The following is a 12,030-nucleotide window of genomic DNA, read 5'->3' on the forward strand; positions in this document are numbered from 1 at the left end:
CGCCTCGGGCGTGCCTTCGAAGACGGTCATGCCCTTTTCCAGAACGAAGCAGCGGTCGGCCACAGGTAGAAGCTCGGCAAGCGTCTTGTCGACGATAAGGATCGACTGTCCGCTCGACTTGAGCTTGCGGATTGCTGCCCAGATGTCCTGGCGGATCACAGGTGCCAGACCCTCGGTCGCCTCGTCCAGAATGAGCAGGCTCGGATTGGTCATCAACGCGCGGCCGATGGCTACCATCTGCTGCTCGCCGCCCGACAGTGTACCGGCATATTGGTCGCGGCGTTCGCCGAGACGCGGAAACAGCTCGACAACTTTTTCCAATGTCCACGCGCTGCCGCGTGCTGCGGCCAGCAGGTTCTCCAGTACGGTCAGATTGGGAAAGCAGCGCCTTCCCTCCGGCACCAGACCCAGGCCAAGACGCGCGATGCGGTGCGGGCGCATGCCGGCGACTTGGCGGCCGCCAAAGCTGATCGAGCCTGAGCGCGGTTTCGCGAGGCCGAGAATGGAATTGATCGTCGTCGTCTTGCCCATGCCGTTGCGGCCCATGAGCGCCACGACCTCACCCGCCCTGACGTCGAGCGAGACGCCGAACAGCGCCTGCGATGCGCCGTAGAAGGTTTCGACGCCGTTGAGTTCCAGCAGGCTCACGCAGCTTCTCCGAGATAGGCCCGGCGCACTTCGGGATCGTTGCGGATCTCGTCCACCGTGCCGGTGGCGATGACGCGGCCATAGACGAGGACCGAGATACGGTCGGCAAGCGCGAAGACGGCATCCATGTCGTGCTCGACGAGCAGGATCGGCGCTTCGTGGCGCAGGCCGTCGAGGAATTTCGTCAACGCTTTCGATCCGTCTGGCCCCATGCCGGCCATCGGCTCGTCGAACAAAAAGGCCTTCGATCCAAGGGCCAACGCAATGGCGATTTCGAGTTGACGGCGTTCGCCATGCGACAGCTCAGCGGCTGGCACGTAGGCGCGCCCGGCAAGGCCGACGCGCTCCAGCATCGCCATCGCCGGTTCTGTCAGGCTCTTGTCGCTCATCACAGGGCGTAAGAAGCGGAAGCTCGTTCCCTGGCGTGCCTGCACCGCCAGCATCACATTGCGCAGCGCGGAAAACTCCTGCGCGAGTGATGAGATCTGGAAGCTGCGGCCGAGCCCAAGCCGCCCGCGGGCCGCCATGTCGAGCCCGGCCATATCCTGGCCGAGAAAGCGGATACTGCCGCTGTCTGGCCGGAGCGAGCCCGAGATCTGGTGGATCAGCGTGCTTTTGCCGGCTCCATTGGGGCCGATCAGCGCGTGGATTTCGCCCGGCTTGAGATCGAGGCTGACGCCGTCGGTGGCCTTCAGCGCGCCGAAAGTCTTTTTGAGATCGCGTATTTCGAGGACCAGCTCAGCCATGACGCGCCTCTCCAGCCAAAAGGCCAAGCAGCCCGCCGCGCGCGAACAAAACGACGCCGAGCAGGATCAGGCCAAGGAAGAACTGCCAGCGTTCGGTGAAGCCGCCAAGCGCGAATTCGAACAGCACGTAAAGCATCGCGCCCGCAACCGGGCCGAACAGCCGACCCTTGCCGCCAAGGATGATGAGCACGATCAGCTCGCCCGACATGTGCCAGGACAGCATCGAGGGGCTGACGAAGCGGTTGAGATCGGCAAACAGCGCGCCGGCGAGGCCTGTGACCATGGCAGAGATGGCGAAGGCAACGAGCCTGATGTTGAAGGGTGCGATGCCGACGGCGGACAGCCTTGTCGCGTTCTGCCGTGCCGCCTGCAATGCGGCACCGAAGCGCGATCCGCGCAGCAGCCAGAACAAACCAAGTGCTGCCATCAGCACGACATAGCAGATCAGGAAATAGGTCAGGGACTGCGCCGTGTTCATACCGGGAAAGCCATTGCGGACATAGATCGACAGCCCGTCCTCGCCGCCATAGGCCGGCCAGGAGATGGCGAAGTAGTAGATCATCTGCGCGAAAGCGAGCGTGATCATGATGAAATAGACGCCCGTCGTGCGCAGGCTGATCGCGCCGATCGGCAAGGCGACAAGGCCGCAAACCAAGATCGCCACCGACCAGATGACCGGCATCGAAGTCGTGCCTTGCAGGCCAAACAACAGCGGTTCGGCGTTGAAGGCATGGGTCGCCAGGATGCCGGCGGCATAGCCGCCAAGGCCGAAGAAGGCGGCGTGGCCAAAGGATACCAGCCCGCCAAGACCAAGCGCGATGTTGAGCCCGACAGCAGCGAGCGCAAGGATCGTAATGCGCGTGGCAAGCGTGACGTAGAATTGCTCGCCCATTGCAGACGCACTGAACGGGATCGCTAGCAGCAGAAGTGCCAGCAGTATATTGATGACGGTTTCGCGGCTCATGGTGGCCCTTACGACTGCGCCGCAAACAGGCCGCTTGGCCTGAAAGCGAGGATCAGGGCCATGACTATGTAGATCAGCATGGAGGCGAGTGAGGCACCGATCAGCCCGGCCTGTGCCGTCGGCATCATCAACGCCAGCGCCTTGGGCAGGAGGAAGCGGCCCATCGTGTCGACGAGGCCGACGAGGATGGCACCGAACAGCGCGCCCTTGATCGAGCCGATGCCGCCGATGACGATGACCACGAAGGCGAGGATGAGTGCTGGCTCGCCCATGCCGACCTGCACCGATTGCAGCGCACCGACCAGCGCGCCGGCAAGGCCGGCAAGGGCAGCACCTAGCGCGAAGACAACAGTGTAGAGCGTGCGGATGTCGACGCCGAGGGCTGCGATCATCTCGCGGTCGGATTCGCCGGCGCGGATGCGCATGCCGAGACGGGTGCGCGAGATCAGCAGATAGAGCCCCACAGCAACGGCGATGCCGACGCCGATAATGGCGAGGCGGTAGAGCTGGTACTGGCCACCGCCGGGCAGGGGCACCGCGCCTTGCAGCAGCGGTGGGATGTCGAGATAAAGCGGAAACGAGCCAGACAGCCAGCGCGTGCCTTCCGAAAAGATCAGGATCAGCGCAAACGTCGCCAGCACCTGGTCAAGATGGTCGCGCTCATAAAGCCTGCGGATGACAACGATCTCCATGACCGCACCGGCGGCTGCCGCAGCGATCAGGCTCGCCACCAGACCGATCCAGAACGAACCAGTGGCGGCGGCGACCGTGGCACAGGCAAAGGCGCCGACCATGTAGAGCGAGCCATGGGCGAGGTTGATCAGGCCCATGACTCCGAAGATCAGCGTCAGGCCGGCGGCCATGAGGAACAGCATCACTCCGAGCTGCAGCCCGTTGAGAAGTTGTTCGATCAGAAGGGCGATGGACAAATGAACGATCCGGACTGTGGTTCAAGGCGGGGAATGCCGAAGCAAGCCGCTGCAAGATACGGCGGTGCGGCCTCGCCGCGGCCCCGGCCCCGTCGATGACGAGGCCGGCACTTTAGCAAAGCGGATGCAGCCTTGGGCTACATCTTGCACTGGTCGGCATAGGCGTCCTTGTGGTGTTCGAAGGCGGTGGCGATGATCTTGTTGGTCAAGACATCGCCTTCCTTTACCACCTCACGGACGTAGATGTTCTGGACCGGATGATTGTTGGTGTTGAAGGTGAACTCGCCGCGCACCGACTTGAAATCGGCTGCCTTGAGGGCCGCGCGGAACGCGTCCTTGTCTTTAACACTGGCCTTGGACAGCGCAGACAGGATCAGGTTCGCCGTATCCCAGCTCTGGGCGGCGTAGATTGAGGGCAGGCGATTGTATTCGGCCTTGAAGGCCTCGACGAACTGCTTGTTGGCTTCGTTGTCGAGGTCCCTGGACCAGCTCGCCGAGTTCTTGACGCCAAGGGCTGCGTCGCCAACCGCGGGCAAAATGTCCTGGTCGAAGGAGAAGCCAGGACCCATGACCGGGATGTTCACGCCCGACTGGGCGTACTGCTTCATGAAGGAAATGCCCATGCCGCCAGGCAGGAAGAAGAACACCGAGTCGGCACCGGAATCGCGGATCTGGGCGATCTCGGCGGCGTAGTCGGCCTGGCCGATCTGGGTGTAGGCCTCGCCTGCCAGCTCGCCCTTGTAGTAGCGCTTGAAGCCGGTCAGCGAATCCTTGCCAGCCGGGTAGTTGGGCGCGAGGATGAAGGTCTTCTTGTAGTCCTTGTTGGCGTACTGACCCATCGCCTCATGGAAATTGTCGTTCTGGTAGGCGACGTTGAAATAGTTCTTGTTGCACTTGGCGCCGGCAAGCGCCGACGGGCCGGCATTGGGCGACAGATAGATGACGTCCTGCGCCACCGCGTTGGGCACCACCGCCATCGCCAGGTTCGACCAGATGATGCCGGTGAGCAGGTCGACCTTGTCGCTCTGGATCATCTTTTCGGCGAGCTGCACCGCGATCTCGGGCTTCTGGGCATCGTCTTCGATGACCAGCTCGACATCCTTGTTGCCGGACTGTTTCATCGCCAGCGTAAAGGCATCGCGCATGTCGACGCCGAGACCCGCACCGCCGCCCGAAAGCGTGGTGATGACGCCGATCTTGATGGGTTCGGCATAGGCAAGGCCAGATGTGGCCAGCGACAAAGCGAACATGCTGGATGCCAGGATATTCTTCATTTTTCTCTCCTTCCCAGTGTTTTCAATATAGATAAAATAGCTTCAGAGCCGGGCGCGAACTTTCCAGAGTTCAGTGAACAGTTCAACCTCCAGCATCTCTTCAGACACGAAGCGCCCGACGTGCCGCCGGTGCTGCGTTTCATGCCGATGATGCGTTCGACTGTGGTGACATGATTGAAGCGCCAGCGCCCGGCCATTGCCGATCGGCGCGGTGTGGTCACCCAGACCCTTTTCGACCAGACGTCGGTCAGTTCGACACCGGCATTAAGGTATTCGGGGTAGTCGAAGCCATCGAGCAGGAAGTTCGGCCACTGTTCCTCGGGCGGAAGGTTGTCGCGCGTGAACGTGTCGATATGCGCTGACGGTCCAAGCATTCTGCGGCTGTCCCCTAGATGCTCGTTGCCACGGTCTTGTCGCCGTGCGTGTGTTTGAATACGCAACTTGCGGGGAGGCTTTGCGCCGACGCCGGGCTGGTCATCCGCATATGCGGCAGCACCCGGCGCGATCGAATATGCGACCGGCATTTGGCACAGCGAGACCTCCCACGCTCTCGACTGACGATTGAGAATTGCACCAGACCAAATTTATTTCAAGCCTAAAGTTTTTAGCCCTGCCCGAGCGTTGGTGCACAAATGCGGCATGTTCGGCATCTTCGGCAAGCTCTTTGGAAAACACCGTTTTTCGCCGAACGTCTCGCCGTCGAAAACCTGGGAAGGCCTGATCGGCACGCCCTTCTCGCCGCTGCATGCGGCGGCCGTGGCCTTCGTCGCCTGCTCGATGGGATTTCTTGGCGGGTTGGTCGCCTCGGCCATCAAGCGCGACCAGGGCGTCAAGGACTGGGGCCATCTGGTCGAAGGCCATGGCGGCATGATGGACCGCACCGACAGCCTGGTCTTCGCCGCCCCGGTGTTCTTCCACATCGTGCGCTGTTTCTGGACCGTGTGATCCGGCGATCTGTGCCGCGCTCAAAGCGGTTGCGGATGAGCATGGTGACGACCAGAAACCACGCTATTTAGCGCGTTTCCTGACATACAGTTCCAGCTTGTGGCGGACGATTTCGAAGCCAAGCTCCGACGCTATCTCGGCCTGCAGTTTCTCGATTTTGTCGGAACGGAACTCGATCACCTGACCGGTGTCGAGGTCGATGAGATGGTCGTGATGTTCACGGTCCGCGTTTTCGAACCGGGCGCGGCCCTCGTCGAAGGCATGACGCTGGATGGCGCCTTTCTCCTCCAGGAGCCGCAACGTCCGGTAGACGGTCGACAAGGAAATGCTGCCGTCGATCTGGTGGGCACGAGAATACAATTCGTTCGCGTCCGGATGGTCGTGCGCATCCGCCAGCAGCCGCAAGATCACCTTGCGTTGTTCGGTCATCCGGACACCGGCGGCTTTCAAATTGCTCCGGAATCGCTCGAAAAGGTCGTTATCCGCTTTCATCCGCCATACTTAGCCGCGTTGCCACGCGACTGCAATTAGCTACTTGCAAATCAGTTGCAACTGCAATATTAGATGCAAATCAAACGCATTAGCATGACGTGAGCGGCGCATGGGCGACGATCAACTCCAGTCGAAAGGCATCCGATGACTGTTTCTGCTTCCCCAACCCGCAGGACGATGCTGCGGGCGCTTGGCGGCCTTGTGGCCATCGGTTTTGCGACGATGGCGAGCCTCGTTCCGGTCATGGCACAGGAGACCCAGCCTGCGGCAGGGAAGGTTCTGCGCGTCGTGACGACGTTCACGATCATCCAGGATATCGCGCAAAACGTAGCCGGGACCGCGGCAATCGTAGAGTCGGTGACCAAGCCCGGCGCCGAAATCCACGACTATCAGCCGACGCCGCTCGACGTGGTGAAGGCGCAATCGGCCGACCTCGTGCTCTGGAACGGCATGAACCTAGAACGCTGGTTCGAGAAATTCTTCGACAACGTGAAGAACGTGCCGAGCGCCGTCGTCACGGACGGTGTCGAGCCGATGGGGATCAAGGAGGGGCCCTACGAAGGCAAGCCCAATCCGCATGCGTGGATGTCGCCGAAGAACGCCCTCATCTATGTCGAGAACATCCGCAAGGCGCTGTCCAAGGCGGATCCGGCAAACACCCAAGTCTATGCCGCCAATGCCGCCGCCTATTCGGAAAAGATCAAGGCAATCGACGAACCCATGCGCAAGCGCCTGTCGGCGATCCCCACGGACCAACGCTGGCTGGTTACAAGCGAAGGCGCTTTCAGCTACCTGGCACGCGACTTCGATCTGCGCGAAGCCTATCTGTGGCCGATCAACGCCGACCAGCAAGGCACTCCGCAACAGGCGCGCAAGCTCATCGACCTGGTGCGCGAGAACAAGATTCCGGTGGTGTTCAGCGAAAGCACCATTTCGGACAAGGCGGCCAAGCAAGTCGCGCGCGAAACCGGAGCCACCTATGGAGGCGTTCTCTACGTCGATTCGCTGAGCGAGGAAGACGGCCCGGTTCCGACCTATCTGAAGCTTCTCGAAACCACCGTCGAGACTATCGTCCAGGGGTTCGGCGGGTGACCGGGGTTCGCACCGCGCTCGCTCCGGACAGCGTCCAGGGCAGCCCTGATCGAACATCGACCGGTAGCGGCCGGGTCGTTGCCTCCATCGACGTGGACGACGTCACCGTCAGCTATTCAAGCGGGGTCACGGCCGTACACTCCGCCTCTTTCAGGCTCGGCGCCTCCACCATATGCGCGCTGGTCGGCGTCAACGGCTCCGGCAAATCGACGCTGTTCAAGGCGCTGATGGGCTTCCTGACGCCGTCGACCGGAACAGTGCTTATCGCCGGATTGCCGGTCCACGCAGCGCTGAAGCGCGGCCTGGTAGCGTATGTGCCGCAGAGCGAGGATGTCGACTGGAACTTTCCGGTGCTGGTGGAAGATGTCGTCATGATGGGCCGCTATGGCCACATGAATTTTCTGCGTATCCCAGGCAGAGCCGATCGCATGGCGGTCGACGCGGCGCTGGAACGGGTCGGCATGACCGATTTTCGCAAGCGCCAGATCGGCGAACTGAGCGGCGGCCAGAAGAAGCGCGTGTTCCTGGCGCGCGCTCTGGCGCAGGGCGGCGAGATCATCCTGCTCGACGAGCCGTTCACCGGCGTCGACGTGCAGACCGAAGCAGCGATCATCGATCTCCTTCGGTCGATGCGCGACGACGGCAAGCTGATGTTGGTGTCGACGCACAATCTCGGCAGCATCGTCAATTTCTGCGACCATGTCGTCATCTTCAACAAGACGGTGCTGGCCTTCGGACCGACAGAGACAACGTTTACGCAAGCCAATCTTGCGAAAGCTTTTGGCGGCGTGCTGAGGCATCTACGCCTCGGCGGCGCCGATCTTCACGACGACCCCGACGCTCGCCACCTGACCGTGCTGACCGATGACGAGCGCCCTCTGGTGCTTTACGGCGAGCGCGATCAAGAGAAGATGATGAAGCCCGACAGCGGATCGCCAGCCCCGTGATCGACATCCTGCTGGAACCCTTCACCTACAACTACATGGCCAAGGCCATCTGGGTCAGCGCCCTGGTCGGCATGGTCTGCGCGTTCCTGTCCTGCTATCTCATACTCAAAGGCTGGGCCCTGATGGGCGACGCGCTTGCCCACTCGGTGGTGCCGGGCGTTGCGGCCGCCTACATGCTGGCCCTTCCCTATGCCGCCGGCGCATTCGCCTCCGGCCTCATCGCCGCACTCGGCATCACCTTGGTGCGGCGCGTGACGCAACTTCGCGAGGACGCCGTGATCGGCCTTGTCTTTACAACGCTGTTCGCTGGCGGGCTGCTGATTGCGTCGATCAGTCCGACCTCCGTAAACATCCAGTCCATCGTACTCGGCAACATCCTCGCAATCTCCGACGAGGATGTAACCCAGGTCATCCTCATCGCAGCGGTTTCGCTGGCTGTATTGGGGCTTCGATGGAAGGATATGATGCTGGTGTTCTTCGATGAGAACCATGCGCGCGGCGTCGGCCTGAATCCGTGGCGGTTGCGGGTCCTGTTCTTCGTGCTGCTCAGCGCCTGCATCGTCGCCGCGCTCCAGACCGTCGGCGCGATCCTCGTGATCGCGATGGTGGTAACGCCTGGTGCCACCGCCTATCTGCTTACCGATCGGTTCGGCGTCATGATCCTGCTCGCGATGGCGATCGGCGCGGCGACGAGCGCGGTCGGCGCCTATCTCAGCTTCTTTCTCGATGGCGCGACTGGCGGACTGATCGTGGTGCTGCAGACCGTGGTCTTTCTGACTGCCTTCGTCTTCGCACCCAAACATGGCCGTCTCGCCGCGCGCCGGGCGGCACGTGCCGCATCCCAGGTCGCGTCATGATGACAATCTGGTCCTGGATCGCCGAACCGCTCAGCCATGAGTTCATGCGTCGCGGTCTCACCGTCGCCATTCTGGTCGGCGCCATCTGCGCGGTGTTGTCCTGCTATCTCGTCCTGAAGGGCTGGTCGCTGATGGGCGACGCCGTTTCGCATGCCGTGCTTCCGGGTATTGTGCTCGCCTATATCGCCGGGATCCCGCTTGCCTTCGGCGCATTCGTGGCAGGACTTGGCTGCGCGCTGGCGACGGGCTACCTCAAGCAGCACAGCCGGATCAAGGAAGACGCAGTCATGGGCATCGTCTTCTCAGGCATGTTCGCGTTTGGCCTGGTTCTGTTCGTCAAGGTCGAGACCGACCAGCATCTCAATCATATCCTGTTCGGCAACATGCTCGGCGTCCAGTGGCGCGACGTGATCGAGGCGGCGATCATCGTCGTGCCGGCGATCCTCATCGTTCTGGCAAAACGCAAGGATCTGCTGCTCTATTGTTTCGATCCGGCCCATGCGCGCGCGATCGGCCTGCCCGTCAACCTGCTGCATTTCGGGCTGTTGACGCTGCTCGCGTTGACCATCGTGGCCTCGCTGAAGGCTGTCGGGATCATCCTTGTCATCGCCATGCTGATCGCGCCGGGAGCGATCGGTTTTCTTTTGACGAAGAGCTTTGAGCGTATGCTCGCCATTGCTGCCGCGGCCGCCATCGGGTCGAGCGTCGTGGGAACGATCCTCAGCTATCACATCGACGCAGCCACGGGCCCGACGATCGTCGTGGTTCAGGCCGGCGTTTTTTTGCTTGCCCTGTTCCAGTCGAAGCGCCCAAAGCAACAGGTGCAACTGGGCATTTCGGGAGAGTAATCGCGGCGCTGGCCCCGGCCGAGGCCGCACTCAAAGCCGGTTGCGGATGAGCATGGTGACGACGAAGAACGCGCCGACGGAGCTGGTGATGATGCCGATCGGCAGTTCCTGCGGCGGCAACAGCGTTCGAGCCAGAAGGTCGCTGGCCAGCAACAGCACCGCGCCGAACACGGCGCAGCTGGCAACCAGGCGCAGGTGCAAGGGGCCCGCCAGCGGCCGCGACAGATGCGGGATCATCAGCCCGACGAAGCCGATGACGCCGGCGACCGAGACCAGGATCGCCGTCGAGAAGGCGGCGACGAGAAAGGTCATCCTTCGCATCCGCGCCACCGGCACGCCCAGGCTTTCGGCGGCGTTTTCGCCGGCCAGGAAAGCATCGAGCCGGCGGTGGTTCCACAGCGCGTAAGCCAGGATAGTGCCCGCACCCAAGGCGCCGAGCCAGATATTGTCCCAGCGCGCAAGGCCGAGTCCGCCCATGGTCCAGAACAGCACGGAGTGCGCGGCGCGCTGGTCGCCGGAGAAGACCAGATAGTTGGTGAGCGCAGTGAACAGGAAGGAGACGGCGAGCCCGGCAAGGATCAGCCGCTCCGGCCCCTGGCCATGGATGCGGCTGACCAGCAGCAAGACGATGATGGCCGCAAGCATGCCGCCGGTGAAGGCGGCGATCGGCAGAGTCCAGGTGCCGAAGTGGTCACCGAACACGGTGATGACCGACACCGCGCCTGCCGCCCCCGACGACAGGCCGAACAGGAAGGGATCCGCGAGATCGTTGCGTGTGACGGTCTGGAGCAGCGCGCCGACCACGCCGAGGCCTGTCCCCACGCAGATCGCCAGCAGCGTCCGCGGCAGACGCAGGTCCACGACGATCTTTCCCACCGGGCCCGAGGGTGCTTCACCGCCGAGTCCTGTCGCATAGGCCAGCGAAGCTACTACGTCTCGCAGCGGGATGAGCGTCGAGCCCCAGGCGATCGACAGAAGCGCAAGAACGATCGCCGTCGCGACGCCTGTGCCGATCGCCATGCCATAGAATCTGGGCGTCACGCTCAGAAGGCTTCGGGATGCATCGCCTTGGCGATCTTGTCGATCGCTTCGATATTGGCTGGACCGGGCGTCAGCTCGGCATAGCGTAGTGCTACGAAGCGCTCGTTCTTCACCGCATCGGTCTCCTTCATCGCCGGATGCGCCTTCAGGAAATCGAGCAGTTTCTGGTAACCGGCATCGTCCTGATAATCGAGCAGGATCAGGAACTCTGGATTGCGGGTGGCAACCGTTTCCCAATCCGCGTTGCCCCAGCTCGTCTCCATGTCGGCCATGATGTTCTCGCCGCCCGCGGCCGAGATCATGGCAGTCGGGATGGCGAACTTGCCGGCGGTGAAAGGCTTGTCCTCGCCGGAATCGTAGAGGAACACCCGCGTGCCCTTGTTGTCTCCGACCTTGGCCGTGATGTCGGCAAGCCTCTCTTTCCAGCCGGCGACCAGTTTTCCTGCCTCGACTTCCTTGCCGAAGACTTTGCCGAGCTTTTCCACGTCGCCATAGAGCAGGTCCATCGACGAAGCCGGCCGGTTCTTGTCGAGATGGACGCAGCTTTCGGTCAGCACCAGTGTCTTGATACCGTGCGGGGAAAGCGTGTCGGGTGTCACATCGCCGCCCGGCTTCATACCGTAATACCAGCCGGCGAAGAAGAAGTCGGGCTCGACCGAAATCAGGTTCTCCAGCGTCGGATATTTGGGAGCAAGCTCGGGGATCGAGCCCTGTTCGGCCGTGAACTCAGGCCCGACCTTGTACCAGCCCGTAATGCCGGTCAGGCCGACGATGGAGGGCTGCAGGCCGAGCGCAAAGGCCATTTCGGTCATGTTGAGGTCATGGATAACGGCGCGCTTCGGCGCAGCATCGAAAGTCAGCGGCGTGCCGCAACTGTCGACGGTCACCGGGAAGGCCCAGCCGGCGGAGGTGACAAGCGTAGCGGCAAGACAGATGAGAAGACGTTTCAAGTGCAAATCCTCCAGTGGATCAGGGGTAGACGGAAAGGCGGATGGGAATGTCAAAGATCGTGAGTTCACGGTCCTCCACGGGGTGCGGCAGACGCAGCACGTCGACGGAAAAGACTTCGCGAACGAGGGCCGGCGTCAGCGTCCTGGCCGGTGAATCGAGGCCAACCAGACGTCCCCCGTTCATCACCGCGACACGGGAGGCGAACGGAGCGACAAGCGACAGATCATGCAGGACGGCGACAACCGCGACACCCAGTTCCGCGACCAGTTCCAGAATCTCCGCCCGCGCCCGGGGGT

At 62.2% G+C, this 12,030-nt stretch carries 12 protein-coding genes and 4 pseudogenes; 5 read left to right on the forward strand and 11 right to left on the reverse strand.

Annotated elements, in window-relative coordinates; all coding sequences use genetic code 11:
• The 7 genes and pseudogenes from EOC06_RS19805 to EOC06_RS40850 form a co-directional block, all read right to left on the reverse strand.
• The coding region (locus tag EOC06_RS19805; protein ID WP_164898661.1) for an ABC transporter ATP-binding protein at window positions 1-648 on the reverse strand (648 nt) is incomplete at its 3' end.
• On the reverse strand, window positions 645-1,394 hold the full coding sequence (locus tag EOC06_RS19810) for an ABC transporter ATP-binding protein (protein ID WP_127321152.1): 750 nt from the start codon (window positions 1,392-1,394) through the stop codon (window positions 645-647). The genes EOC06_RS19805 and EOC06_RS19810, both read right to left, overlap by 4 nt.
• Window positions 1,387-2,358, reverse strand: a complete 972-nt coding sequence (locus tag EOC06_RS19815; protein WP_128308579.1) for a branched-chain amino acid ABC transporter permease — start codon at window positions 2,356-2,358, stop codon at window positions 1,387-1,389. Before EOC06_RS19815 ends, EOC06_RS19810 begins: the two co-directional genes overlap by 8 nt.
• 8 nt (window positions 2,359-2,366) lie before the next feature.
• Window positions 2,367-3,287 carry a branched-chain amino acid ABC transporter permease gene (locus tag EOC06_RS19820; RefSeq protein ID WP_127270515.1) on the reverse strand — a complete coding sequence of 307 codons (921 nt, stop codon included), beginning with the start codon at window positions 3,285-3,287 and terminating at the stop codon, window positions 2,367-2,369.
• A 137-nt stretch (window positions 3,288-3,424) separates the two neighbouring features.
• The gene (locus EOC06_RS19825) at window positions 3,425-4,561 is read right to left on the reverse strand and encodes an ABC transporter substrate-binding protein (protein ID WP_128308580.1); all 1,137 of its coding nucleotides are present in this window, start codon (window positions 4,559-4,561) and stop codon (window positions 3,425-3,427) included.
• A 42-nt stretch (window positions 4,562-4,603) separates the two neighbouring features.
• Window positions 4,604-4,749, reverse strand: a pseudogene (locus EOC06_RS40845) (tryptophan 2,3-dioxygenase family protein); the annotation flags it as partial.
• Window position 4,750: 1 nt separating this feature from the next.
• A pseudogene (locus EOC06_RS40850) lies at window positions 4,751-4,935 on the reverse strand (2-aminobenzoate-CoA ligase); the annotation flags it as partial.
• A 274-nt stretch (window positions 4,936-5,209) separates the two neighbouring features.
• Between EOC06_RS40850 and EOC06_RS19840 the strand changes: the two are divergent.
• Window positions 5,210-5,506: pseudogene (locus EOC06_RS19840) on the forward strand (phosphatidate cytidylyltransferase); the annotation flags it as partial.
• Window positions 5,507-5,569: 63 nt separating this feature from the next.
• On the opposite strand, the gene EOC06_RS19845 reads toward EOC06_RS19840, so the two are convergent.
• Window positions 5,570-5,998, reverse strand: coding sequence for a Fur family transcriptional regulator (locus EOC06_RS19845; protein ID WP_023813521.1), 429 nt, complete (start codon window positions 5,996-5,998; stop codon window positions 5,570-5,572).
• Window positions 5,999-6,220: 222 nt separating this feature from the next.
• On the opposite strand from EOC06_RS19845, the gene EOC06_RS19850 reads away from it, so the two are divergent.
• The 4 genes from EOC06_RS19850 (at window position 6,221) to EOC06_RS19865 (ending at window position 9,742) form a co-directional block, all read left to right on the forward strand.
• Window positions 6,221-7,090 carry a metal ABC transporter substrate-binding protein gene (locus EOC06_RS19850; protein ID WP_206631213.1) on the forward strand — a complete coding sequence of 290 codons (870 nt, stop codon included), beginning with the start codon at window positions 6,221-6,223 and terminating at the stop codon, window positions 7,088-7,090.
• Window positions 7,091-7,176: 86 nt separating this feature from the next.
• Window positions 7,177-8,037 (forward strand): manganese/iron ABC transporter ATP-binding protein, encoded by an 861-nt coding sequence (locus tag EOC06_RS19855; protein WP_023813519.1) that lies wholly within the window; start codon window positions 7,177-7,179, stop codon window positions 8,035-8,037.
• Window positions 8,034-8,894: a metal ABC transporter permease gene (locus tag EOC06_RS19860; RefSeq protein ID WP_127267054.1), complete on the forward strand. Its 861-nt coding sequence runs from the start codon at window positions 8,034-8,036 to the stop codon at window positions 8,892-8,894. The genes EOC06_RS19855 and EOC06_RS19860 overlap by 4 nt, the downstream gene beginning before the upstream one ends.
• Window positions 8,891-9,742: a metal ABC transporter permease gene (locus tag EOC06_RS19865; RefSeq protein WP_127267055.1), complete on the forward strand. Its 852-nt coding sequence runs from the start codon at window positions 8,891-8,893 to the stop codon at window positions 9,740-9,742. The genes EOC06_RS19860 and EOC06_RS19865 overlap by 4 nt, the downstream gene beginning before the upstream one ends.
• A 30-nt stretch (window positions 9,743-9,772) precedes the next feature.
• On the opposite strand, the gene EOC06_RS19870 is transcribed toward EOC06_RS19865, so the two are convergent.
• The 3 genes and pseudogenes from EOC06_RS19870 to EOC06_RS42925 form a co-directional block, all read right to left on the reverse strand.
• Window positions 9,773-10,762 carry an iron ABC transporter permease gene (locus tag EOC06_RS19870; RefSeq protein WP_128308584.1) on the reverse strand — a complete coding sequence of 330 codons (990 nt, stop codon included), beginning with the start codon at window positions 10,760-10,762 and terminating at the stop codon, window positions 9,773-9,775.
• A 23-nt stretch (window positions 10,763-10,785) separates the two neighbouring features.
• Entirely contained in the window at window positions 10,786-11,733 is a 948-nt protein-coding gene (locus EOC06_RS19875) for an ABC transporter substrate-binding protein (protein ID WP_095488779.1), read from the reverse strand.
• A 19-nt stretch (window positions 11,734-11,752) separates the two neighbouring features.
• Window positions 11,753-12,030: pseudogene (locus EOC06_RS42925) on the reverse strand (ABC transporter ATP-binding protein); the annotation flags it as partial.

The organism is Mesorhizobium sp. M7A.F.Ca.MR.362.00.0.0 (assembly GCF_004023175.1).
Lineage (GTDB): Bacteria > Pseudomonadota > Alphaproteobacteria > Rhizobiales > Rhizobiaceae > Mesorhizobium.